Raw genomic sequence first — 24,876 nt, 5'->3', positions numbered from 1 at the left:
ATATAGCGATACACAAAAGAGAGGCTCAAAATGAAAAAAGGTATTCATCCTAATTATACAGAAATTACAGCAACCTGTTCTTGCGGTAATACAATCAAAACGCATTCAACTGTCGGTCACGATATCCATTTAGACGTATGTGGTGAATGTCACCCATTCTATACTGGTAAACAACGTGATGTTGCAACTGGTGGACGTGTTGATAAATTCAATCAACGTTTTGCTATGGTTGGCGGTAAAAAATAATTACCGATAAGTAACATGATAAAAAGCGCTAATTGATAGCGCTTTTTTTATGCCTAAAATAAAATAATTTAATACTCTAACGAATCAGGATCAATCCCTAACTTAATCATTAATTCTTTTGCTTGCGCCGGAATTCCATCATTACGTTCTTTACTTAAATCATCATCACTAGGGAGTGGCTGCCCGGTAAATGCATGAAGAAACGCTTCACACAGTAATTCACTGTTTGTTGCATGTCTCAAATTATTAACCTGTCTACGCGTTCGTTCATCCGTTAGAATTTTTAATACTTTTAATGGGATTGAAACCGTAATTTTTTTAACTTGCTCGTTTTTTTTGCCATGCTCTGCATAAGGACTAATATAGTCGCCATTCCATTCCATCATATAGTAGCCTCGTTTCTACCCATTAATATCACAATTACTATGGTTAATTTTATCGTTTTTTTCGATGGCTCGCAATCTATACATCAAGATATTTAGACATCTAGACATATTGACGTCTTATTACTTTATGTTATGCTTAAACGTATTCGATTTATAAGAGGAAAAGATGATGACAAAGGCAACACATAAATCGGCTGTACAAAAATCATTATCCCAACAAACTGTTGCGGTAAGAGGGGGACTCAATAGTGATGAGCAACATGGCGCAGTGATCCCTAAAATTTCATTATCCACTTGCTATCAGTTTGAAGAATTTGGCAAACCCAGACAATTTGACTATGGGCGTAAATCAACACCTAATCGTGATTCGGTAGAAACCACCATTGCCACATTAGAAGGCGGTGTCGATGCCATTTTGACAAATAGCGGTATGTCAGCTATTCATTTACTTTCTGTCGCGCTTCTTTCACCCAATGATTTGGTTGTTGCACCCCATGATTGTTATGGGGGAAGTTACCGGCTCTTTAATAGCCTAAGCCAAAAAGGATATTTTAAAGCACAATTCGTCGATCAATCTGATTTGGAAGCACTCAAAAATGTGTTGGCGCTCAAACCTAAACTCGTCCTAATTGAAACGCCCAGTAATCCATTATTACGCGTTGTTGACATTGAGCAAATCGCAAAATTAGCACACGAGGCGGGGGCTTTAGTTTTAGTTGATAACACGTTTATGACGCCTATTTTACAAAGCCCATTTACACTTGGTGCTGATATTATTGTTCATTCCTGTACTAAATTCTTAAATGGGCACTCAGATTTACTGGCAGGGGTATTAGTTTTTAACAACCAAACATTAGCAGATCACGTATTGTGGTGGTCAAATAATATTGGCACCGCTAATTCATCATTTGATGCCTATTTATTACAGCGCGGTTTACGCACATTATCCGTTCGTGTATTAACACAGCAAGCAAATGCCCTTAGCATTGTAGCGTTTTTAGCTAATCATCCTAAAATTGCTGCGGTTCACCATCCCTCATTGCCATCGACACCAGGGCATGAAATCGCGAAAAAACAGCAAAAAGGATTTGGTTCATTACTGAGTTTTGAGCTCAATACCAGCGCTGATAACATTCCAAAATTTGTTGAACAGTTACAAATTTTTACGCTGGCTCAATCACTTGGTGGAACAGAAAGTCTCTTATCTCACCCCACAACCATGACCCATTCTGGGATCACTGCCGAGGCGCGACAAGCTGCTGGAATTTCAGATCAACTATTGAGAATTTCGGTTGGGCTTGAAAACATTGATGATTTAATCAACGACCTTGAACAAGCACTTGCTGTCATTTAAATGTGTTGCCTCATCTCTCTAACTGCCGGTGATGAAGAGACCATTATAAAACACTGGGCATTGTAATGATGCCCATATGTGCGATAAATAAGATGAAAATCCAGATAGTTAATCGATAATTTTCGTTAAATTATTATCGTAAGCTATGATTATAGTGTAAAAAGTAGCGTTTAATGCACAAACGCAATGTGGATATGTTTGAAATAGCCACATAGGCGGTTTCAAACCGAACCGCTTTGTACCGCAGTGATTTCATCCGTTCTTAGGCTTATTTTTTATGTTTTTTAGCGACTTTTTTCAAAATGGTATTCGTTAATGAACGGTGCCAATAATACAAATCTTTAGCGGGTACATCAATGAGACCGGCGACAAGCTCAACCCATTGCTGACTCGTTTCATTATCAATATCATAACGCTGTGTATCGTTAAATAATACTTGTTTAAACTCAATATCGGTATCATCGTCATCACCGAGCATATTGCAACGCTCAAGCACATCTTGTGCTAATAAATCAGGCCAGCTTTCGGGGGCATGTTTAGGTGAAATATAATCCGCAATATGCCGTAACATATCCCGAAATAAGAGCAAATAGACCATCTGCACATTACGTCCTGATAAATTTTTTAGCTGTTCATTATCCAGTGAATTATTAATAATAGCCGGTCCCCACTTAAATAAAAACGTCTCTTTGTAAAATTTAATTAAGGGTTTAATTTCACGATAATGTTGGTTGATGACATCATCAATGTGACGAGAAAGATGCATAGTTGGATAGCCGACGTTATTACGACCATACAGTTCACGGCCTGTCGGTTGTGGTGCGGGTTTCTTGTTAGGTAAAATCTTACTTAATAATTTGCCAAACATCATTTATCCTTTTATGCATATCATAATGTGATTAGCCTTTGTGGCTTTTTTGTCTTACTGACTCAAACAAGCAGATACCGGTGGCAACAGAAACATTTAACGACGATACAAATCCTGACATCGGAATACTCACCAATTCATCGCAATGTTCTTTGGTTAAGCGTCTCATACCTTCACCTTCCGCGCCCATGACAATCGCTAATTTGCCCGTCAAGTTACTTTGATACAGTGAATGATCGGCTTCACCTGCCGCCCCGACAATCCAGATCTGATATTCATCTTTCAACATTCGCAGCGTTCTAGCTAAATTTGTTACTCGAATGACGGGGACACTTTCTGCCGCACCACATGCCACTTTTTTAGCAATCGCATTAAGTGGTGCGGATTTATCTTTAGGGACAATAATTAAATCCACACCAGCCGCATCGGCACTACGAATACAGGCACCTAAATTATGAGGATCGGTTATTCCATCAAGAATTAAAATAAAAGGCTCTGGTTTTTGACTCAATAAATTGGGTAAGTCATTTTCATGATAACTACGCCCTTCTTTTATTTTTGCCATAATGCCCTGATGAACACCATTAGCACTTTGTTCATCAAGCCATTTACGATCCACTAATTTAATCGCAATCCCTAATGATTCTAATTCTTCAATCACACTATTTAATCGTTTATCATCACGATTTTTCAACAGATAAACATCTAAAATTCGTTCAGGTGAACGCGCTAACATGCCTTGCATAGCATGGATACCATATATCATTTCACTCATTTAGCTGACTTCTTCTTTTTTGCTGGTTGTTTATTTGATACTTTTTTTACTTTAGCTTTTGCTTTCGTTTTTTTATTTGTCGATGATTTAGATGTTTTTTTAGCGACATCATCTTTACTGTCTTGTGCTTTACGCGCTTTATTTGTTCTATCTTTGACCGTTTTACCTTGCCGACGAGGCTTATTGTCACTGCCGACAAGGCTAAAATCAATTTTGCGTTCTTCAGGATTGACCGCTTCCACCTTGATTTTAACTTTATCACCTAAGCGATAAGAAAAACCGCTGTTCTCACCGACTAAACGACTACGACCCGCATCGAAGCTATAGTAATCATTTTCAAGTGTCGAAACATGCACTAGACCATCAATAAAGAGATCATCTAAGCGAACAAAGAAACCAAAATTGGTCACACTTGATATTACACCATCAAATACTTCACCTACGTGATCTTGCATAAAATCACATTTTAGCCAATCAACCACATCTCGAACGGCTTCATCTGCGCGCCGTTCTGTCATCGAACAGTGCTCACCAAAATAGAGCATTTCACTCATTGTATATTGATAGCCGCCCGTTTTACTTGATTTATGAGCTTGACTGGCTAAAATTGCTTTGATGGTACGATGTAACAACAAGTCAGGGTAACGCCGTATTGGTGAAGTAAAATGGGCATATGATTCCAGGGCTAAGCCAAAATGGCCCCGATTTTCCGGATCATAAACAGCTTGTTTCATTGACCGTAAAATCATGGTTTGAATCATATCACGGTCAGGCCTTTGGGCAACGAGATCCATTAATTTAGCAACATCTTTAGGTTGTGGTTTATCCCCACCTTCAAACGTTAATCCCAACTCACTTAACACACTACGCAGATTATTCAGTCGATCTTCATCTGGTTTATCGTGAATGCGGTATAAAGAAGGCATATCATGTTCTTCAACTAATTTAGCCGCAGCAACATTGGCTAAAATCATACATTCTTCAATAATTTTATGTGCATCATTACGTTGTGCCATTTCAATGCGTTCAATTCGCTTGTCAGCATTAAAGATGAATTTAGGTTCTGCAGATTCAAAGCTTATTGCACCACGTGCAACGCGCGTTTTGTCTAGAATTTTATAAAGTGCATATAAATTTTCAAGATCTTTAACACGTGCTTGGTAGTGTTCACGTAACGCTTGATCCCCATCAAGAATTTTTTGTACTTTAGTATAGGTTAACCTTGCGTGCGAATTCATCACCGCTTCATAGAATTGATAGCTTGTTAAACGCCCCTTTGCAGAAAGAGTCATCTCACATACCATACATAAGCGATCAACTTGTGGATTAAGTGAACATAATCCATTAGATAACACTTCGGGTAACATTGGAATGACTCTTGATGGGAAGTAAACCGAGGTACCTCGATTGCAAGCCTCTTTGTCTAACGCTGTTTTTGGGCGAACATAATAGCTGACATCAGCAATGGCAACCCAGAGTCGGTAACCGCCTCCTTTATTTTTTTCACAATAAACGGCATCATCAAAATCACGTGCATCTTCACCATCGATGGTGACTAAGGGTAATTGCGTTAAATCTTTACGGCCTTTTTTAGCCTGAGGAGAGACGTGTTCCGAAAGTTGACTTACGGCGTTTTCAACATCAGTCGGTAAGACGTGGGGTATTTCATGATTACGTACCGCAATTTCAATCGCTAAATTCGTCCCCATATTTTCGCCTAGAATTTCGGTAATTTTACCCACTGCCTTTTTTCGAAATTCTGGTCGTTTGAGTAATTCAACAACAACAACCGTGCCCATTCGAACTGTTTGAGGGGTTTTTTCAGTAATTAAAATATCAAAATTTAAACGGGTATCATCGGGCACGACAAAACCAATCCCCTCTTCAATAAAATAGCGTCCTACAATCTGATTACTACGCGGTTCGAGCACTCGCACAATACGCGCTTCGGTTTTACCTCTATACTGACTACCCATTGGTTGAGCAAGTACCACATCACCTTGAAGCGTTTTACGCATCTGTTCTGGAGATAAGAAATAATCATCCGGTTGGCCTTCAACACGTAAGAAACCAAAACCATCGCGATGTGCAATCACAGAACCTTTTACCATCGCTAACTTTTCAGGTAGCGCATAACATTTCCGGCGGGTAAAAATTAATTGACCATCTCGTTCCATCGCTCGTAAACGACGATGTAAAGCCTCTTTTTGTTCTTCACTCGTCAGCGCCATCGCTTGTGCAATATTGTCTAAGTTAGCCGGCTTGGCAATTTTTTCTAAGTAGCTCAAAATAAGTTCACGACTTGCGATAGGAGAATCATACTTTTCGACTTCTCGATTATAAAAAGGGTCTTTCATCATCATCTATTATCCTTTTTGATAAGATGGTCTAAGCATAACATAATTTGTGCAATATCATGCATGTTTAGCCATAGTTTTTGATAAAATAATGCCGCTTTTAGCCATAAAAAAACCACTCCGAAGAGTGGTTTAAATCAATGATATCCGATTAAAGATGAAATTATTCAGCAGCAACCGTTACAGACAAGTTATACCCCTGTGCACCAGCTTCTGGTGCTGTTGGGTATAATTTAGCAATTTCATCTGCACTATTGATACCAATTGTATAGCTCGTTGCATAAACCACTTTAGTCGAATCAGACGCAGTTGCACCTAGTGCTGCAGTATTGGTACCGGCGAAGTTCCAAGACGCTTTGGTATACATTGATGTTACGTTGACTTCAGAACCGCTTGATGTATCCACAACTACATATGTGAATTGATCACCCACTTTAGGAATATTTGCCTCTGGAATAGTATCATCTGTACTTGAAGATCCGTACCATGCAGTTTGAGCAGGGATTGTACCTGTTACTGGCGTAGACCCTTTAACAATTCTGACGATAACATCATCATCGCTTGGTAAAATACATGGCGTGGTTGAATCATCTTCACATCCTGGTGGTACACTTGGACCCGTTGTGTTGGTTGTCGAGAATAAGTTACCGGTTAATGAAGTGCCGTAGTATGGGTCACCAAATTTAGAAACGGGCGTTAAGCTAATGTCTAGCTTTTTACCACCTGCAGTATTTGGAATAATATATTCATATTTACCAGCTGTGCCAGAGACAACATTAGTGTAACCGGTTTCAGGCCCAATTATTGTTGTGGTACCATTGATTTTAACTTCAAATTTTAATGATGCACTACCATCTGCCGTAGTTTTAGTTTTCGTTGTTGTGATCCAGTTAGCTTCAGCTGCATCGCCATCCGCATCTGAATAATCGAAGCTAATCACAATTTTATCGCCCACTTTCATCTTTTCTGTTGAAGCAAGGTTTTGCCATACACTAGACGAGTCAAGACGTTGTACCTGAACAGAATATTTACCTTCAGTCGGTGTTGCGTCGGTTGATTTAATAATTGGGGCATTACCTTTAATCGTTGCTGCTGTTGTAGCAGTTGTTGCTGCAAAAGCGCCACTCGCAGCATAACCAGCAAGTAACAAACCTAATGCGACTTTTTTGATGGTTAAATTTTTCATAGTTAAAATTTCCTATTTTATTTCTTCAACATACTGTGTTGTATTTATATAAATACACCATTTGAGGTGTCCCTTGATGACAGTCAATGAATCTATTCATGACTGTCAAAATTCTGTATTAATAAGCGGTAACTTGTAACTTAAATCCTTGATCCCCAGCACACGCTTGTGGCGATGCAGCTGGATGTGATGCACCCCAAGATTGACTGCCCACTGTAAGTCCAGCTGAGCCGTTACTTGCCATACTGACATTACCCGCAACTAAACCTTTAATCGTGTATTGGTTTGACGTACTGACATTAAACCATGGACCGTTTGGCTGGCTCACAAAATCATTTAGTACTGTGTTGTAGCTCACGCCATCTGATGATGGACATGCTGCAATATTGTCACCAACCAGTGACCAGACATAATTTAAGCTAGCAATCGGTGTAGCACCTGATGTGGTAGGGTCAACCGCATAGCCTCTTGCTTCATACGTTTTACCGACGATAAACGGATTCGCCGCGCTCGATACAGCAACAATTGAATTTGCTTCACCACTTGCTTGACCATAAGCAACCATACTACCGTTGCTAGTATCATAAATCGCTAACCAAGCTGCACCCGATGTTGTACTAAAGTAGACAGGTATCGTGCCTTGACCATACGGACTCATTTTAGCCGTAACCGTGACTTCACCTAACGGCGCAGTTGTTGCAACATTTAATTGATATTTATCAGGTGAACCCGCCACAGCTTGCACAGATTTCACTAATAAACAGCTCTCTGGTGTCCCGTCAACCACATCACACTTAGCATCTGATGCACTACCATTAACAAATTTAACGGTTTTACCATCGTGAGTAACGCCACTCCAATAAGTATTAATTTTATCAAGATCGAATGCACTTGGGTAATTCACTAAAATCGATGCATCATTAAAACCGGCGCCTGGTGCAGGTAAAACCGATGTATCAAATAAATACGCTTCTAATTTAACTGTCGTCACACCATCAATTGATGCGGCATCCGCAACGGTAGAACCTAGCGCGTTACCGCTTGGATTTGCCGGTGATACGTTTTCAACCACAACGGTACGACGGGTTGATGATGGCTTAATGGATAACCATGATGTATTCGATGATGCAGACAATCCATTGTTTGATGTCAAGGTAACATCAAAAGTATAACGTCCCGGTACAGATACACCACTAAGTGATGTTGGATTACGTTCACCTGTTGTGGCATTAATATAGTCAGGTACACGAATTGACCAGTTTGAAATATCGCTTGTTGCCGCACCAACCGTTTCATTCCATGCATTGCCAGCAGGACATAACGTCCCCATTACAGAGCTACCACGGTTGTAACATAAGTCACCATTTCCAGCAACTCGCGGTAAGCCTAGCGCATTTAAATCTGCACTGCCCGTTAAATTATTCCAGCTTAATGCTGACAAGCCACCTTTAACATTATGGACAGAGATGACAACAGGAACAATGGTTTGTTCTTCAAATTCACCTAATGAGGCTAAGTCGACACTAAATTTTTTCTCTTTATATTCAAGGACAATGTAGTTATTACGGTCAACTAAATCATAACGGCTTCCTTTGAGTGAACGTGCAACTTGGACCATATTGGGATCTAGTTGGTCTTTAAGTGGCACCCCTAAACGGTAATTCATTGTCAACTCAACTTTAGCCATTTTATGTGCGTCTTGACCCTGTTTATGTTCACCTTTAATTGTGAATAATGGTACCGGGGTATAGTCCACACCGAACGTGACAGCATACGGATCTTTTTGTAAATGATCTTTTCCGAATAACGCGACTTTATCACCAAAGTATTGTTCAAACATTAATGACGCACCAAGGTGTGGATAAGACGGTAGATACCCTTGGAAACGAATATCAAAACCTCTTGCGGCTCTCTCTAAGTAATCATCAAAGTCTTTAGAGTCTTTCCAATCAGATAATGGCGTATAGTAGTTGGCAGCAAATTTCATGTAATCTGACCAAGCTTCAAGACCTAAACCAAGACGGTTGTGATTACGTCCAAAATCATGGTCAAAAAATACGTTGTAACCAATTAACCAGCGGTTATCGGCAATATCCCAACGCTGACCAATACCAAAGTTACCAATACGGCGATCTTTTTCATATTCTTGATAGGTTAATTGCGAAAAGATTAAAGTACGATCTGAATCATACCAAGGACTAAATAATTTCACGTTGATATTATTCAATTTAGCTTGGTCACTGACATCAAATTGCAATTGTGCGGTACCAAAACGTCCTAAAAAGTCTTGTGCAGCATTACGAATAGGATCAATCACTTGAGTATGAACTTGGTTACGAACATAGCTTTCAGCATAATCTTGAGTTTTATTATTCAGATCTTGTTTGATTTTTTCAGAAGACATGTTATCCCAGTCTTGCTGACCTAATGTCTGCAAAACGGTAGCAACTTGACGTTCCATCGAATCATCTTTTGTCACATCAATTTTATCGGATGACCCCAAACTTGGAAGATTGCTATATTTTTCTTCTTTTTTAATTTCTTTAGATTCAGCAGGCAATAATGATGAATGAGCCGGTAATACAATACTTTGGCCTATTTTTACAACATCAACATTATCATATTCGCCTTTATTGATTTTGCGCAGCTCAGTAATTGAAATACCACTTAATAAGGCAATTTGGTATAGGCTACGTTGTTGAGTATTTACAAAAACGCGTACATCATCTGCTTTAGCAGAACTCACATCTTTGCTATTGGTAGAAGTGTGTTGACTGGTTTTAGCCTGAGCAACATTATAGCTTAATGCTGCCAAAACGAATGCAGCAACCACTGATAAATTAAGATTCTTTTTCATCTTAATTATTCCTTATTTATTCATCATTATTTGATATTATTATTAATATCTATATTTTAATTATTTAACTTTCTTATTTATTACAGAATTTAAAATTCTTTACAAAATTTGCAGCAAATTTATCTAAATATTAACGATGGATCAATAACAATTTTGTTAAGATTTGGTTATTAATTAACCTTTCTGTTATTTTATTTTTTAAAATCAATAAGATAAATAAAAGGTAAAACATGACATTTTTGTTAGAATTAATCTTGAGAAGATGAATGATTCTTTACAAATGGTTACTACTTTGATGGGTTTTGCCATGCATAGTTAAAATGAGTACGAATATTAAACTGATCAAGCACTCTAGTTAACGATTGATTAATTAATTCATCAATCGTTTTAGGCATATGATAAAAGGCAGGGACTAATGGCATAATTGTGGCGCCAATCTGACACGCAGTTTGCATCAGTTGAATATGCCCTAAATGAAAAGGCGTTTCACGAACACACAGTACAAGTTTACGCTGTTCTTTTAATACCACATCTGCGGCACGAATTAGTAAATTATCACTATAACTGTGTGCGATACCCGATAAGGTTTTGATTGAACACGGTACAATAATCATCCCGTCAGTTTTAAATGAACCCGATGAAATACTTGCTGCAATATCCGTAATATCATAAAAGTGATCAGCTAAACGCGTCACACGTTCATATCCATAATCAGTTTCAAGTTCAATCGTACGCTTAGCGGAACGAGAAATGACTAAATGCGTTTCTATGTCGTCAAGGGTTGCTAACAGTTCCAATAGCCGAATACCGTATAGCGCCCCGCTGGCCCCTGAAATACCGACAATAATACGTCTTTTGACTGTTTGGTTATGTTGTAAGTTCATCTGTTTTATTGATCAACGTTATAAATTTCTAAATTTTCAGCATCTTTATTTTGTAAGGCGCCTTTACTTGTATCACTACGACTGTTTTGCAAATTAGTCAAATAAGACTCACTAATATCGCCAGTGATATAGCGACCATCAAATACAGAACATTCAAATTCGGTTAATTCAGGATTACCTTCTCTGACTGCCGCAATTAAGTCATTAAGATCTTGAAAAATTAGTTTATCAGCACCAATAGCTTGTGCGATTTGTTGCACATTACGATTATAAGCAATAAGTTCATTCGCCACGGGCATATCAATACCATACACATTGGGATAACGAATTTCAGGAGCCGCTGATGCTAAGTAAATCTTTTTCGCCCCTACTGAGCGCACCATCTCAAGAATTTGTTGCGATGTGGTGCCTCGTACGATTGAATCATCAACTAACAGCACATTTTTACCTTCAAACTCAATCCGATTTGCATTCAATTTACGTCGGACTGAACGTTGACGCATTGTTTGACCTGGCATAATAAAGGTGCGGCCTACATAACGATTTTTCACAAAGCCTTGACGATAAGGTTTATTTAAAATACGTGCAATTTCTAATGCCGCATCACAAGATGTTTCTGGAATGGGAATGACCACATCGATATCTAAATCCTGCCACTCTTTGGCGATTTTTTGACCTAATTTCTGCCCCATTAAAATACGTGATTGATACACTGAAATACCATTCATCAATGAATCAGGGCGGGCAAAATAAACATATTCAAAAATACACGGACAATATTTAGCATGGGTAGCACACTGTTTGGTATATAATTGCCCATCTTGAGTGATATAAATCGCCTCACCAGGTTCAACATCGCGTAAAAACTCAAAATCTAATGTATCTAAAGCAACGCTTTCAGAGGCAACCATATATTCAGTTTTTTGATTACTCAGCACTCGCTTACCAATCACTAATGGCCGTATACCATTTGGATCACGAAATGCAATCAAGCCATGACCAATCACCATCGCCACACAGGCGTAGGCGCCTTTTATTGTTTGGTGAACGTGTTCTATCGCTGAGAAGATGTTTTCTGGCGTTAATCTATCGGTTGTAAATTTATCCAATTCACTCGCCAGAATATTAAGTAAGACTTCTGAGTCGGATGTTGTATTAATATGGCGACGCGCTTGCTTTAACATATTATCGCGTAATTCATTGGTATTGGTTAAATTACCATTATGTGCCAATGTAATTCCGTAGGGTGAATTCACGTAAAAAGGTTGTGCTTCCGATACGCTAGAACTCCCAGCGGTAGGATAACGAACATGGCCAATGCCAATATTCCCTTGCAAACGTTGCATATGTTGGGCCTGGAAAACATCTTGTACAAGGCCATTTGCTTTACGTAAACGAAAGTAGTCATTTTCATCAATTGTCACAATACCCGCTGCATCTTGACCACGATGTTGCAAAACGGTTAATGCATCATAAATTGATTGATTTACCGGACTAAAGCCAACAATACCTACTACTCCGCACATAAGATCACTCCTAATAAGAGATTGATTATCACCACTATTTAACTAAAAATGACGATGAATTTTGTAATAAGTCAAAGAACCAACGAACAATAAAATGAAAATGAGGAATCAAAATAGACTCTTGCCATGCCACACTTTTGGCTAATGGCGTAAAGGTATCAACAAAAAACAACACCGCAGCCGTTAATAATATACCGCGTAAAATGCCGAAGAAAACACCCAACACCCTATCCGTGCCAGATAACCCCGTTTTTTGCACTAATTCACTAATAATATAGTTAATCACAGCACAAACGAGTAATGTTGCAACAAATAATACCGCAATAGCGATCGCATTACGCACGAATTCGTCGTTAAAATAAGTAAAATAATCACTAATATAAAAATAGAACTGGCTTGCAATAAAAAAAGCACAGATCCAACTGAGTAAAGAGAGTGCTTCTTTTACAAACCCTCTAACTAAACTGACTAAGGCAGAAAAGACAATAATACCAATAATGGTAAAATCAACCCAATTCATCATAACGTATCTCTCTGTTTTACTGCCTTACGGCTCATGCTATATTAATGGTTTAATCTACTTTGTAGTGACAAAGCCTTTTAACTTAGTCAGATGCTCTAAATCAATGATCACCATATCCGCTTGTTCTTTAGTCAGGTAGGGACCGACAAACAACCGCGTTAATATCCCTTCTTGAGGAACTTGCGGTGTCGTATACGCATCATAGTTATTCAGTCTTAATAGGGCCACTAACTCTTCAATTTTACGTTTATTTTTTAACGCGACTAATTGTATAACATAGTTCTTTATTGTATTGGGATTATTATCAGCTGTTAGGGTTTGTTCAATTGGTGCACTAACAACTTGTTCGGGTACCGAATTAATAACGGGCGATTGAGAATCTGGTGATAATGGTGGGTCTATTATATTAAGTTCTTCAATATCTTGTACTAATTCATTCTCTATTTCATTAGTAGAAGATAACAATGGAATGGATGTGTCTGCCTGCCTTGATTTATTTGTTATCACATAAGGCGCAACTAATAAGGCAACTAAGATCAGCGTGATAAAGCCAATTAATTGATTACGTTTTTTATTATTCATTTGCCACCAAATTTAAAACGTCAGATACCGTATGAAATGAACCGCAAACAACAATAATGTCATTTTTATCGGCATCATGTATCGCTTGCTTAAAAGCATGTTCAACGGATGTAAAACGTTGAATCGTCTGGTCACCACGAATATGAATATGTTTAGCAATCTCAGAAGCATCGGTGCCTCTTTCGCCATATAGCGTTGCACAGTACCAAGCATCAGCGCTTAGAATCTGTACTGTCGATGCAATATCTTTATCTTTTAACATACCAATAACAAGCCGCAATTTTTTCGTGTTAGGTTGACTTGTTCGAAGTATCTGCAACTGTTTTTGTAAATAAGTTGCGGCATGTGGATTATGTGCAACATCAATAATCACCATAGGGTCATGTCGAATAATTTGAAACCGACCAGTCAATTCGGTTTTCATTAAACCGTTTTTAATCGATTTTTCACTTATCGCTAAGCGACTATAACTTAATGCGGCCAATGCAGTTGCCGCATTCGCCAATGGAATTTTCACCATCGGTAAATTATCATAATGCGAGGATTGCGAACGAAACTGCCATGAATGATGATTATCTTGTTGATATTGCCAATCATAATCTTGATTTGGCTGGCAACAATGGAGTTGAACGTGTTTTTGATGCGCAACATCATAAATCGTGTGTGGAATGTCCGGTTCACCCACAACAGCAATACACTGTGGTTTGAAAATTCCTGCTTTCTCGCGTCCAATACTTTCGCGGGTATTGCCAAGATAATCGGTATGATCCAGCGCTATCGAGGTAATGACTGCAACATCTGCATCAACAATATTTGTTGCATCAAGTCTGCCACCGAGACCCACTTCAAGTATCACCACATCAAGATTTGCTTGTTTAAATAGCAATAATGCCGCGAGGGTCGAATATTCAAAATAGGTTAACGAAATATCGTGACGCGCAGTTTCAATCTGCTCAAAAGCATTAACATGCCCAACATCAGGACATTCTTGATTATTAATACGTACACGCTCGGTATAACGGATTAAATGAGGCGAACTATAGACCCCAACTTTAAAACCAGCCTCGAGTAATATCATTTCCAAGGCTCGACAAGTCGTGCCTTTTCCATTGGTGCCAGCAACCGTAAAAACAAACGGAGCCGGTTTGAGTACCGATAATTTATCGGCAACACGAGTCACACGATCCAAACCTAACTCAATTGTTTTAGGATGAATCTGCTCTAAATAATGAAGCCATGTCGCTAAGCTGGACATGGCATCTGGTTTTGGTAAGTTGCTTGAGTTCATAGTAATTTTATGACAATTATATCAACTACTTGTTTAACAATGATTCAACTGATGTTTCATTAAATGGATCAGGTGCTCTCATCATTTTAGCGAGAATACTGGCAATTTTTGCGCGCATATCCTTACGATGGACAATCATATCCAACGCACCCTTTTCTAATAAAAACTCACTACGCTGGAAACCTTCAGGTAAGGTTTCTCGTACAGTTTGCTCAATAACACGTGGACCCGCAAAGCCAATTAGTGCTTTAGGTTCAGCAATGTTAACATCACCGAGCATTGCAAGGCTGGCTGAAACGCCGCCCATTGTCGGGTCAGTCATGACAGAAATATACGGTAATCCTTCATCTTGCATTTTAGCAAGAATCGCGCTCGTTTTGGCCATTTGCATGAGTGAAAATAAGGCTTCTTGCATACGCGCCCCACCACTGGTTGAGAAACAAACTAGCGGGCATTTATCTTCAATCGCTTGCTCAGCGGCTCGAACAAACATCGCCCCAACAACCGATGACATTGATCCACCAATAAAAGCAAACTCAAAAGAGACGGCAATAACAGGAATACCAAATAGCGTCCCTTTCATTGCAACCATCGCATCTTTTTCATGCGTCTCTTTTTGTGCAGTTGCTAAACGATCTTTATATTTTTTAGAATCTTTAAATTTTAAAATATCTTTCGGTTCTAAATCAGTGCCGATTTCAACATCAGAACCTTCATCTAAAAAGCGGTATAAACGTACACGCGCAGGGATACGCATATGGTGATCACATTTAGGACACACTTCTAAATTACGCTCAAGTTCAGCCTGATAAATGATTTGTTCACAGCTACTACATTTAGTCCAAACGCCACCTGGAATATTGGCTTTTTTGTGATCTGATGAGATATTATTCTTATTAAGAATTTTTTCAATCCAACTCATTATTAACCTTCTGTTAGTTTACAAAGTTTTTTACACTCTGGATAATTATGACTATTGTATATTATTTTATGCCGTTACTTAATAGCTATTTTTTAGTTTTCATTAAATCTAGCATGATTATAAAATTTTAATACTGTTTTTTCGTTAAATTATTGTCGTAAGGTATGATTATAGTGTAAAAAACCCCTATTCTGATTTGTCATCAAGGCAAAAAAAGCGGCCCAATAGCTGACTTAGGTAGTTGAAACTGCTCAGGATAAATCACATTGACTAAATATAATCCTTCGGGTTTTGCTGTTGCAGCGGCCAATGTACGGTCTTTCGCGTCTAATAGTATTTTAATCCACGCTTGCGGTTGGTTACCATTACCAACTTCCATTAAGCTACCAACAATATTACGCACCATATGATGGACAAAAGCATTAGCTTGGATGTCAACAATAATAAAATTGTGTTGTCGAGTCACATTAACATGATGGATGTTACGATAAGGAGATAAAGATTGACATTGTGCAGCGCGAAATGAACTAAAATCATTTTCACCCAGTAAATACTGCGCTGCATCGTGCATTTTTTGCTCGTTTAAGACCTGATAGTAATGGGTAATACCTTGATTTAATATTGCATGACGGTATGGATGGTTATAAATAATATAACGATACCGTCTTGCAGTTGCACTGAATCTGGCATGAAATGACTCATCCACTTCATGCGCCCATTTAACCGCGATATTGTGAGGTAAATTCGCGTTTACGCCCATTGTCCAAGCACCAACAGCGCGCATAGCCGTCGTTTCAAAATGGACTACCTGACCCGTTGCATGTACACCCGCATCTGTGCGTCCCGCACAAAATATTGAGATGGATTCATTCGCAACCTTACTCAAGGCCTCTTCAAGCTTTTGTTGGATGGATTGAACATTTTGCTGCCTTTGCCAACCAAAATATTGGCTTCCATCATATTCAATTCCAAGTGCTATCTTCATGACAATTGCGCGGCCTAATCAATATAATCTGTCAGTAATTTTTCAGCTGTTTCTAATAAAATTTTAGCGCCAAGATAACGAATATTATCACTGACACTCATAAACTGAATTTGTTGTTGATTACCATAACTATAATGTAAATTAGCAAGGTAAATCAATTGTGATTCAGCCTGTTCACGGTTAATAACGGTGACCGGGGTTGGGTAGCCAGTTGTTGAAACATCAACGCCGTATTTAGCAAATAGCTCAGGATCTTGCTCTATGGTTTGTGGTAAAGCGGATTCAAAGGAGACGGCTTGTGTCAAACCATAAAACACCGGCACAATAATTGAGTCAATAGAAATCGATAACTGATAATTACCAGTAATACGCCGAATTTGTTCAACAATCACTTCATCATCTGTTGCAAGTGTAGGTAATACATTAAATGCTAATTGCTTTTCAAAAAAATCATTTTCAGCCGGTAAACCATTTAATAATCGAGCACTTTGACCTGCTAATTCATTGACGCCTTGTTTACCGTAATAAGACGCAGGAATCAAATTGCTAATATGTAACGAGGACAGCTGTTCAATATCCGTTAAAGCATTAATACACCGTAATGCCTGACTTGCGGCCGCATTCGCAACAGCAACAATATTTTCAGTGCGATATTCACTTAGCAAATGATCATTAACTTTTGGTAGAATTAATGGAATGGACTCATCTAAAGCAAACTCACCGGTTGCATCAATAACAATACAACCTGCTTCAGCTGCGATACGCGCATAATTTTGAGAGACTTTTTGGTTAGCTGCAAAAAAAGCAAGATGAGCCTGTGACCAATCCATACTATCAATATGCTTAATCGTGATATTTTTACCCGCAAAGCGAACAACCTCGCCCTCGCTATTATCACTACCAAGCAGATCAATGTGATCAATTTCAAGCGCGCTGTTTTGTAATAATTCAACAAGTGCACTGCCGACTTGCCCATTTGCACCGACAACTGCAATATTCCATGATGCCATTTTTAGAACCTATTAAAAGACGTTGATTGGCCATGATTATACTGACAATTTGCGGCAAGATACAGTACAAATACAATAAGGTAAACATCTTTACCCGATCCCATCAATGAGGCCTTACGGCCTCATCTCGATTATAATCTTAACTTACCTGCATTTTTATCAAGAATCGATTGACCAATTCCGGGGACGTCTTTTAGCTGCTCGATAGACACAAATGGCCCAAATTTTTCACGATATTCAACGATTCTCTTTGCTTTGCTGATTCCAATCCCATTAATATATTTTGCCATTTGTTCGGCTGTTGATTGATTTATATTAATTTGTTCCGTAAAACTAGGCGCAGTGGCTGATGGTGATTGATAACTGGCTGACTCAGCATAACAGGTTAAAGCATAGCTGATTGACGTGATACACAAAGTGATAATAGTAAGATAGTACTTCAATTTTTTCATTAATAACTCCTTAAATGATTGCAAACATATGCAAAGCTAATATGACATAAAAGGAGATAACGGGATTACTGTAAGTCTAAATATGCTAAAAGCCACGAATGTGGCTTTTAGTTCTATCAAAACAATCTGATGTATTGCGAGTTTTATCACAGATCTGCATTTGGCATAATTTCGATTTTTGCCTTAGAACGTAAGTCTGTATTTAAACTCATAAAAATTTGATTTTTATTCACTTCAGTAATTTGTTGTGATAAATCTTTATCATCGCTATTTTTTACATCAGTCAATGCTGCAATCACTGCTGAGTTATATTTATTCATATCGAATCCATATACCTCTTTACCTTGTGACGGCGGAGTTAAACCAAAAATCATATCAATCGTACTTTGATCTAAGTCGGCTGATGTACGCGTCACATCATATTGATTAGCAAAATTAATGCGGTTATCACTTTCGCCACTATTTAAGGCTTGCGCAATTTTCTTAAGCTCTGCATCAAATACGGATTTCGATTTTTCAGTCGTTAAGCTTTCGTTCACTAAATTCGCCACTTCTTCATAAGGCGCAATCCCCTCTGGACGATAATCTAACACTTGAACAATATAGGTTGCTTTTGGTTCACTAATCTCAACAATGTCAGAAACATTGTTGGTTGCATGACCATTACTAATCATCGGTTCACTAAATAATACATTTTGTAATTCCGCATTTGCTGCAATAGACATGTATTCATTTCGAGTTTGCCAGTCTTCTGGTGCAGATAATGCTAATCCAGTCTCTTTTGCAATATCTTCTAACGTCTGATATTTGCCACGAGCTGCAATTAATTTATCATTTGCTTCGTTATATAATTTTTGAACTTGACTATCATAAAGTTCATTTTTAATTTTCGTTGCAACAAATTCAAATGGCATTTTTTGCGTTTGTGAAAGATTGCTTAACACAGCAACATAATATTCACCATCAATATTGACCGTACTCGAATCACCTTTTTTGGTCAAATTTAAATGTGACAAGTAATCAGGTACTGTTGCCTGAGTAAACCAGCCCAAATTAATTAAATTAGAAGAAGATGTTGCATCTTTGTTTTGTTTTTTAATGGCTTGTTCAATTTGTTTAGCATCAGTTTCATCTTTAGCTTGAATTAAAGAGTATTCATATTTTGCTGGTTCCATAAATTGCGAGATATTAGCTTGGTAATAATCTTTAATATCTTGTTCAGTAGGAATTTTCACTTTCTGCATGGCATCTGAATAGCTGTTAACAACATATTTGACTTTAACACGATCACTACGGTTAAACTTTGTGATATTCGTTTGATAATACTGTTGTAGCTCTTCTGGCGTCACCGCGATTGCGGCTTTATCAACAACATCATTAATTGAAACTTTAGCATAATACCCTTTGCGCTGTTGCCCCACCAATTCAGATAACTCGGATTCAACAGGTAAAGCAAAATCCGTTAACAACAAACCAACAAGCAACTGTTCTTTTTGTTTATCCGCTCGAATCAGCTCTGCATACATATCTGGCGTATAACCATTTTGACGCAATAAAGTAAGAAAACGTTCATTGTTAAACGCGTTATTCACAAAAAAGACATCTTGTTGACGAATGGCATCTTTGACTTGCTGATCGGAGACTTTAACACCTAAGTCTTCTGATAATTTATAGCTTAAATGATTACCAACATTAGACAAAAATACACGTTGACGAATGATCGGTTTAATAGAGTCGTCAGCACCGAGTGAAAAGCTTTGTTGTAACGCTTGATTGACTTGTTCTTCAAATCCAGCGCGACTAATTCCTTCACCATCGACTTTGGCAATATATAAGCGTTCATCATCAGCACTCGTTGAGTTAAGCCCAAGAAAGCCACCGACGCCGGTAAAAATAAATGCAAGAATAATTATGCCAAAAATGATTTTAACAATTAAACTATTTGCTGCAGTACGAATTTTTTCCATCATATGTTGTTATTCTCCATTGAATAATCCACCTTAATTAAGGTTTATTCACTGAAATAAGTATTCAATTCACCCAATTTAATTTGCGAAAGTATACCATATCTACGGCAATACGCTATTGGATAAATGATAATAAAAAAGCTGGCATCAAGCCAGCCTTTAAGGTTTAAAGACGATTAATTAATCGTGCCCGAAACAGGGATAATATTTTTACTTTTTTTGACAGTCCGTTTTATTGGACTCTTCGTCACTTTAATCGGTTCGATCCCAAAAGGATTATTGGCCAGTGCAACAGTAATAACATCATCAATCCATTTTGCAGGATGAATGTCCAGTTCTGATTTGACATTGTCTGGAATCTCTTCAAGATCTTTGACGTTATCAATTGGAATAATAACAGTCTTAATTCCACCGCGGTGTGCTGCCAAGAGTTTCTCTTTCAAACCACCAATAGGTAACACTTGACCACGTAAGGTGATTTCACCCGTCATTGCCACATCAGCTCGAACCGGATTACCCGTCAACGTCGAAATTAACGAAGTACACATTGCAATACCTGCACTTGGGCCATCTTTTGGTGTCGCACCATCTGGCACATGGACATGAATATCACGTTTTTCGTAAAAGTCGTTATTGATACCTAATTTTTCAGCTCTTGCACGGACAACCGTTAATGCCGTCTGGATTGACTCTTGCATCACATCACCTAACGAACCGGTATAGGTTAATTTACCTTTACCAGGTATACTGACAGATTCGATAGTAAGTAAGTCACCACCAACTTCAGTCCAAGCTAGACCATTCACTTGACCAATACGGTTTTCATCATCAATTTTGCCATAATCAAAGCGTTGAACACCCAAGAAATCGTGTAAATTATCCTGTGTTACCGCCACTTTTTTCGTTTGCTTATCCAATGCTAATTTTTTAACGACTTTACGACAGATTTTAGCAATTTCACGTTCTAAACTACGTACACCTGCCTCACGTGTATAATAGCGGATAATGCCCATAATGGCTGAATCATCAATCACAATTTCGCTTGATTGAAGCCCGCTGTTATCAATTTGCTTTTGCAATAGATGTTCTTTGGCGATATTCAGTTTTTCATCTTCGGTATAACCAGATAAACGAATCACTTCCATACGATCGAGTAAAGGCGCAGGAATATTCATCGAGTTTGCTGTCGCGACAAACATCACATCAGATAAATCATAATCAACTTCTAAATAGTGGTCACTAAACGCATTATTTTGTTCAGGATCTAAAACCTCAAGAAGTGCTGAGGCCGGATCACCACGCATATCAGATGACATCTTATCAATTTCATCTAATAAGAATAATGGGTTTTTTACGCCGACTTTTGTCATGCGCTGAATTAACTTCCCAGGCATCGAGCCAATATAGGTACGGCGGTGCCCACGAATTTCAGCTTCATCACGAACGCCACCTAAAGCCATACGAACATATTCACGGCCTGTTGCTTTCGCAATAGACTGTCCAAGTGAGGTTTTACCGACACCTGGCGGCCCAACAAGACAAAGAATCGGTCCTTTGATTTTATTCACACGGCTTTGTACCGCCAAATATTCTAAAATGCGATCTTTGACGCGCTCTAATCCATAATGGTCACGATCCAGTACTTTTTGCGCTTCTTTTATGCTCTTTTTAACTTTGCTTTTTTTCGACCATGGTACCTGAAGCATCCAGTCAATATAACCACGAACTACCGTCGCTTCAGCAGACATGGCTGGCATCATTTTGAGTTTATTAAGCTCAGCCATCACTTTATCGACAGCTTCTTTCGGCATTTTGGCTTTTTCGATCTTAGCGATAATTTCTTCATATTCATCAGGTTTATTTTCTATATCACCTAATTCTTTATGAATGGCTTTAATTTGCTCATTGAGGTAATACTCTTTTTGCGCTTTCTCCATTTGCTGTTTGACGCGCTGACGAATATTTTTTTCCACTTGCAATAAATCAATCTCAGATTCCATCATTGAAACTAAAAATTCAAAACGTTTCTCTAATTCTAAACACGCTAAAATTTCTTGTTTTTGATCAACTTTAATAAACAATGTCGCTGCAATTGAATCGGCTAATTGCTCAGGTTCTTTAATTAACCGAATTGAATCAACCACTTCTTGTGTAATCTTTTTATTTAATTTTGCATATTCTTCAAAATTAGATAACACAACGCGAACTAAGGCTTCATTGATTGAAGCGGCATTTTTTTCTTTAACTTGTTGGATATTACCAATAAAAAAGTCTTCAACGTCTTGATCAACAATATTGGTTAGTTTGGCTCGTTCAACCCCTTCTACGAGGACTTTAATTGTGCCATCGGGTAATTTTAGTAATTGCAGAATATTGGCTATTGTCCCAATTGAATAAAGATCACCTTCTTGTGGATCATCTTGGGTAGCATCCTTTTGCGTCACTAAAAAGACTTGTTTATCCATCTCCATCGCTTTTTCTAAGCAACGGATAGATTTATCTCGACCAACAAACAACGGGATAACCATATGAGGAAAGACGACTACATCACGTAGCGGTAAAACTGGCATCACCTGTTTTGATTGTTTTGTTCTCATATCACTCTCTCTAGCTGTATCAACTTCACATTGAAACTATATTGGGACTAATTATGAATATTCAAGCCTATCAACAGTCAATATATTGATTATTTAAATGGAGGTTAAATTGTATTATAGAATGAAAGCCTACATTTTTATAGATAAGATAAAATGTAGGCTTTCATTTATTGATTATAAATCAGTTCTGGAGATGTTTGCTTTTCAATAGTCTCGCCGGTAACGATAACTTTATTCACATTTTTTAATGATGGTAAATCATACATGGTATCAAGAAGAATGTTTTCAACAATTGAACGTAATCCCCTTGCGCCCGTTTTACGCTTCATTGCCTTATTGGCGATCGCATCAAGTGCATCTAATGTAAATTCTAATTCAACATTCTCTAGTTCAAACAAGGCCTGGTATTGTTTGGTTAATGCATTTTTTGGTTCAGTTAAAATCTGAATTAATGCTGCTTTATCCAGTTCTGATAGTGCCGCTAACACAGGTAACCGACCTATGAACTCTGGAATTAAACCAAATTTAATTAAGTCTTCAGGTTCAATTTGCGCCAATAACTCAGACTCAGTCGCTTTTTGTTTTTCAGCTTTAACTTCAGCACCAAAACCAATCCCTGAATTAATTGATGTTCGACCTGCAATCACTTTATCAAGCCCAGCAAAAGCACCGCCACAGATAAATAAGATTTTAGATGTATCAACTTGCAAAAATTCTTGTTGAGGATGCTTACGTCCCCCTTTAGGCGGAACAGATGCTACCGTCCCCTCAATAATTTTTAAGAGTGCTTGTTGTACACCTTCACCCGATACATCACGCGTGATCGAAGGATTATCGGATTTACGTGAGATTTTATCAATCTCATCAACATAAATGATGCCGAGTTGTGCTTTAGTCACATCATAATCGCAGCTTTGTAGCAGTTTTTGGATAATATTTTCAACATCCTCACCGACATAACCCGCTTCAGTCAACGTCGTCGCATCCGCCATAGCAAATGGAACGTCGAGGAATCGAGCTAGCGTCTCAGCCAACAACGTTTTACCACTTCCCGTTGGACCAATAAGTAAAATATTACTTTTACCCAGTTCTACCCCATTTTGGCCTTTAGGAACACGTAAACGTTTATAATGGTTATACACCGCAACAGACAAGACTTTTTTAGCTTGTTCTTGACCGATGACATATTCATCCAGATGTGCTCTAATTTCATGAGGTGTTGGCAATGGTTTGGCGGCAAGATCTTCTTGTTGAGTAAAATCCGTTTCATCACTTTTTAACATCTCATTTAAAGAATGAATACATTCATCACAAATATAAATAGACGAAGAACATTCGATCAGTCTTTTCGTTTCATGTTGACTGCGGCCACAAAAAGTACAGTAAAGTAATTTTGATGATTTTTCTTTATTCACTACAACCACCTGTTATGACAATATATATAAAATTGCTCAAAATCTGACAAGATAGATCTAATTATCTGATTGACAGTTAAGCTCTTTTATCAAAAATAGCATCAACTAGCCCATAGTCAACCGCTTGTTGTGCTGACATAAAGTTGTCTCTGTCAGTATCTTTTTCAATGACGTCTAACGGTTGTCCAGTATGCAAAGCCATTAACTCGTTCATTCTATTTTTGACTTTTAAGACTTCTTTAGCATGAATTTGAATATCCGATGCTTGCCCTTGGAAACCACCTAACGGTTGATGAATCATCACTCGAGCATTAGGTAAGCAATAACGTTTCCCTTTTGCACCAGCGGTTAATAAAAATGCCCCCATTGAACATGCTTGACCTAAACATATTGTACTGACATCGGGTTTAATAAATTGCATTGTGTCATAAATTGACATACCCGCAGTAATGACACCACCAGGAGAATTGATGTAAAGGTAAATATCTTTTTCTGGATTCTCAGCTTCTAAAAATAACATTTGAGCAACAATTAAATTGGCCATATGGTCTTCAACTTGACCTGTCATAAATATAATGCGCTCTTTTAAAAGTCTGGAATAAATGTCATATGCTCGCTCCCCGCGTGAGTTTTGTTCAACAACCATCGGGACCAAATTCATACTTTGCTCTAATAAATGATTTGTATAAGACATTT

21 protein-coding genes are annotated in these 24,876 nt (G+C 38.1%); 2 read left to right on the top strand and 19 right to left on the bottom strand.

The genetic code is table 11. The features are described from left to right. Positions 1-30 precede the first annotated feature (30 nt). Positions 31-246: a 50S ribosomal protein L31 gene (rpmE, locus tag ABEA36_RS11840; RefSeq protein WP_345492419.1), complete on the top strand. Its 216-nt coding sequence runs from the start codon at positions 31-33 to the stop codon at positions 244-246. 68 nt (positions 247-314) lie between these two features. Here rpmE and metJ read toward each other — a convergent pair whose 3' ends face one another. Beyond that, positions 315-632 carry a met regulon transcriptional regulator MetJ gene (metJ, locus tag ABEA36_RS11835; protein WP_345492417.1) on the bottom strand — a complete coding sequence of 106 codons (318 nt, stop codon included), beginning with the start codon at positions 630-632 and terminating at the stop codon, positions 315-317. Between the two features lie 169 nt (positions 633-801). Between metJ and metB the strand changes: the two genes are divergently transcribed. Beyond that, entirely contained in the window at positions 802-1,986 is a 1,185-nt protein-coding gene (gene metB / locus ABEA36_RS11830) for a cystathionine gamma-synthase (RefSeq protein WP_345492416.1), read from the top strand. 268 nt (positions 1,987-2,254) lie between these two features. Here the strand turns inward: metB and ABEA36_RS11825 are convergent, their stop codons facing one another. The 18 genes from ABEA36_RS11825 to clpP form a co-directional block, all read right to left on the bottom strand. Further along, positions 2,255-2,854, bottom strand: a complete 600-nt coding sequence (locus tag ABEA36_RS11825) for a hypothetical protein (RefSeq protein ID WP_345492415.1) — start codon at positions 2,852-2,854, stop codon at positions 2,255-2,257. A 31-nt stretch (positions 2,855-2,885) separates the two neighbouring features. Next, positions 2,886-3,629 (bottom strand): 23S rRNA (guanosine(2251)-2'-O)-methyltransferase RlmB, encoded by a 744-nt coding sequence (rlmB, locus tag ABEA36_RS11820; RefSeq protein ID WP_345492413.1) that lies wholly within the window; start codon positions 3,627-3,629, stop codon positions 2,886-2,888. Next, positions 3,626-5,989: a ribonuclease R gene (gene rnr / locus ABEA36_RS11815; RefSeq protein WP_345492515.1), complete on the bottom strand. Its 2,364-nt coding sequence runs from the start codon at positions 5,987-5,989 to the stop codon at positions 3,626-3,628. The genes rlmB and rnr overlap by 4 nt, the downstream gene beginning before the upstream one ends. 160 nt (positions 5,990-6,149) lie before the next feature. Next, positions 6,150-7,172, bottom strand: a complete 1,023-nt coding sequence (locus ABEA36_RS11810) for a hypothetical protein (protein WP_345492411.1) — start codon at positions 7,170-7,172, stop codon at positions 6,150-6,152. A 118-nt stretch (positions 7,173-7,290) separates the two neighbouring features. Next, on the bottom strand, positions 7,291-10,029 hold the full coding sequence (locus ABEA36_RS11805) for an inverse autotransporter beta domain-containing protein (protein ID WP_345492409.1): 2,739 nt from the start codon (positions 10,027-10,029) through the stop codon (positions 7,291-7,293). Between the two features lie 287 nt (positions 10,030-10,316). After that, positions 10,317-10,913 carry a UbiX family flavin prenyltransferase gene (locus tag ABEA36_RS11800; protein WP_345492407.1) on the bottom strand — a complete coding sequence of 199 codons (597 nt, stop codon included), beginning with the start codon at positions 10,911-10,913 and terminating at the stop codon, positions 10,317-10,319. Positions 10,914-10,918: 5 nt separating this feature from the next. Then, positions 10,919-12,439 carry an amidophosphoribosyltransferase gene (purF, locus tag ABEA36_RS11795; protein WP_345492405.1) on the bottom strand — a complete coding sequence of 507 codons (1,521 nt, stop codon included), beginning with the start codon at positions 12,437-12,439 and terminating at the stop codon, positions 10,919-10,921. 34 nt (positions 12,440-12,473) lie between these two features. Continuing rightward, positions 12,474-12,959, bottom strand: coding sequence for a CvpA family protein (locus ABEA36_RS11790; RefSeq protein WP_345492513.1), 486 nt, complete (start codon positions 12,957-12,959; stop codon positions 12,474-12,476). Positions 12,960-13,016: 57 nt separating this feature from the next. Next, positions 13,017-13,544 carry an SPOR domain-containing protein gene (locus ABEA36_RS11785; RefSeq protein ID WP_345492403.1) on the bottom strand — a complete coding sequence of 176 codons (528 nt, stop codon included), beginning with the start codon at positions 13,542-13,544 and terminating at the stop codon, positions 13,017-13,019. Further along, the gene (gene folC, locus ABEA36_RS11780; RefSeq protein ID WP_345492401.1) at positions 13,537-14,832 is read right to left on the bottom strand and encodes a bifunctional tetrahydrofolate synthase/dihydrofolate synthase; all 1,296 of its coding nucleotides are present in this window, start codon (positions 14,830-14,832) and stop codon (positions 13,537-13,539) included. Before folC ends, ABEA36_RS11785 begins: the two co-directional genes overlap by 8 nt. A 25-nt stretch (positions 14,833-14,857) precedes the next feature. Further along, positions 14,858-15,754 carry an acetyl-CoA carboxylase, carboxyltransferase subunit beta gene (gene accD / locus ABEA36_RS11775; RefSeq protein ID WP_345492399.1) on the bottom strand — a complete coding sequence of 299 codons (897 nt, stop codon included), beginning with the start codon at positions 15,752-15,754 and terminating at the stop codon, positions 14,858-14,860. 202 nt (positions 15,755-15,956) lie between these two features. Continuing rightward, complete coding sequence (gene truA, locus ABEA36_RS11770) at positions 15,957-16,739, bottom strand: tRNA pseudouridine(38-40) synthase TruA (protein ID WP_345492397.1); 783 nt, start codon at positions 16,737-16,739, stop codon at positions 15,957-15,959. 14 nt (positions 16,740-16,753) lie between these two features. Beyond that, positions 16,754-17,749, bottom strand: coding sequence for an aspartate-semialdehyde dehydrogenase (locus ABEA36_RS11765; RefSeq protein WP_345492396.1), 996 nt, complete (start codon positions 17,747-17,749; stop codon positions 16,754-16,756). Between the two features lie 131 nt (positions 17,750-17,880). Further along, complete coding sequence (locus tag ABEA36_RS11760; RefSeq protein WP_345492394.1) at positions 17,881-18,201, bottom strand: ComEA family DNA-binding protein; 321 nt, start codon at positions 18,199-18,201, stop codon at positions 17,881-17,883. A 146-nt stretch (positions 18,202-18,347) separates the two neighbouring features. Beyond that, positions 18,348-20,171, bottom strand: coding sequence for a SurA N-terminal domain-containing protein (locus tag ABEA36_RS11755; RefSeq protein WP_345492392.1), 1,824 nt, complete (start codon positions 20,169-20,171; stop codon positions 18,348-18,350). A gap of 173 nt (positions 20,172-20,344) precedes the next feature. Then, positions 20,345-22,765, bottom strand: coding sequence for an endopeptidase La (gene lon / locus ABEA36_RS11750; RefSeq protein ID WP_345492390.1), 2,421 nt, complete (start codon positions 22,763-22,765; stop codon positions 20,345-20,347). Between the two features lie 167 nt (positions 22,766-22,932). After that, positions 22,933-24,180, bottom strand: a complete 1,248-nt coding sequence (gene clpX, locus ABEA36_RS11745) for an ATP-dependent protease ATP-binding subunit ClpX (protein WP_345492388.1) — start codon at positions 24,178-24,180, stop codon at positions 22,933-22,935. Between the two features lie 76 nt (positions 24,181-24,256). Then, on the bottom strand, positions 24,257-24,841 hold the full coding sequence (clpP, locus tag ABEA36_RS11740; RefSeq protein WP_345492511.1) for an ATP-dependent Clp endopeptidase proteolytic subunit ClpP: 585 nt from the start codon (positions 24,839-24,841) through the stop codon (positions 24,257-24,259). Positions 24,842-24,876: the final 35 nt, after the last annotated feature.

The organism is Orbus sasakiae (assembly GCF_039542345.1).
GTDB lineage: Bacteria > Pseudomonadota > Gammaproteobacteria > Enterobacterales > Orbaceae > Orbus > Orbus sasakiae.
Note: the sequence above shows the minus strand (reverse complement) of the source record. Positions and strands in the feature narration are given on the sequence as shown.

Excerpts from the sequence above, each read along its gene's own strand:
- ABEA36_RS11800 (WP_345492407.1), bottom strand. The coding sequence starts at position 10,913 with ATGAACTTACAACATAACCAAACAGTCAAAAGACGTATTATTGTCGGT.
- purF (WP_345492405.1), bottom strand. The coding sequence starts at position 12,439 with ATGTGCGGAGTAGTAGGTATTGTTGGCTTTAGTCCGGTAAATCAATCA.
- folC (WP_345492401.1), bottom strand. The coding sequence starts at position 14,832 with ATGAACTCAAGCAACTTACCAAAACCAGATGCCATGTCCAGCTTAGCG.
- rpmE (WP_345492419.1), top strand. The coding sequence starts at position 31 with ATGAAAAAAGGTATTCATCCTAATTATACAGAAATTACAGCAACCTGT.
- rlmB (WP_345492413.1), bottom strand. The coding sequence starts at position 3,629 with ATGAGTGAAATGATATATGGTATCCATGCTATGCAAGGCATGTTAGCG.
- truA (WP_345492397.1), bottom strand. The coding sequence starts at position 16,739 with ATGAAGATAGCACTTGGAATTGAATATGATGGAAGCCAATATTTTGGT.
- ABEA36_RS11805 (WP_345492409.1), bottom strand. The coding sequence starts at position 10,029 with ATGAAAAAGAATCTTAATTTATCAGTGGTTGCTGCATTCGTTTTGGCA.
- rnr (WP_345492515.1), bottom strand. The coding sequence starts at position 5,989 with ATGATGAAAGACCCTTTTTATAATCGAGAAGTCGAAAAGTATGATTCT.
- ABEA36_RS11765 (WP_345492396.1), bottom strand. The coding sequence starts at position 17,749 with ATGGCATCATGGAATATTGCAGTTGTCGGTGCAAATGGGCAAGTCGGC.
- ABEA36_RS11825 (WP_345492415.1), bottom strand. The coding sequence starts at position 2,854 with ATGTTTGGCAAATTATTAAGTAAGATTTTACCTAACAAGAAACCCGCA.
- clpP (WP_345492511.1), bottom strand. The coding sequence starts at position 24,841 with ATGAATTTGGTCCCGATGGTTGTTGAACAAAACTCACGCGGGGAGCGA.
- lon (WP_345492390.1), bottom strand. The coding sequence starts at position 22,765 with ATGAGAACAAAACAATCAAAACAGGTGATGCCAGTTTTACCGCTACGT.
- accD (WP_345492399.1), bottom strand. The coding sequence starts at position 15,754 with ATGAGTTGGATTGAAAAAATTCTTAATAAGAATAATATCTCATCAGAT.
- ABEA36_RS11785 (WP_345492403.1), bottom strand. The coding sequence starts at position 13,544 with ATGAATAATAAAAAACGTAATCAATTAATTGGCTTTATCACGCTGATC.
- ABEA36_RS11790 (WP_345492513.1), bottom strand. The coding sequence starts at position 12,959 with ATGAATTGGGTTGATTTTACCATTATTGGTATTATTGTCTTTTCTGCC.
- metB (WP_345492416.1), top strand. The coding sequence starts at position 802 with ATGACAAAGGCAACACATAAATCGGCTGTACAAAAATCATTATCCCAA.
- ABEA36_RS11810 (WP_345492411.1), bottom strand. The coding sequence starts at position 7,172 with ATGAAAAATTTAACCATCAAAAAAGTCGCATTAGGTTTGTTACTTGCT.
- ABEA36_RS11760 (WP_345492394.1), bottom strand. The coding sequence starts at position 18,201 with ATGAAAAAATTGAAGTACTATCTTACTATTATCACTTTGTGTATCACG.
- ABEA36_RS11755 (WP_345492392.1), bottom strand. The coding sequence starts at position 20,171 with ATGATGGAAAAAATTCGTACTGCAGCAAATAGTTTAATTGTTAAAATC.
- metJ (WP_345492417.1), bottom strand. The coding sequence starts at position 632 with ATGATGGAATGGAATGGCGACTATATTAGTCCTTATGCAGAGCATGGC.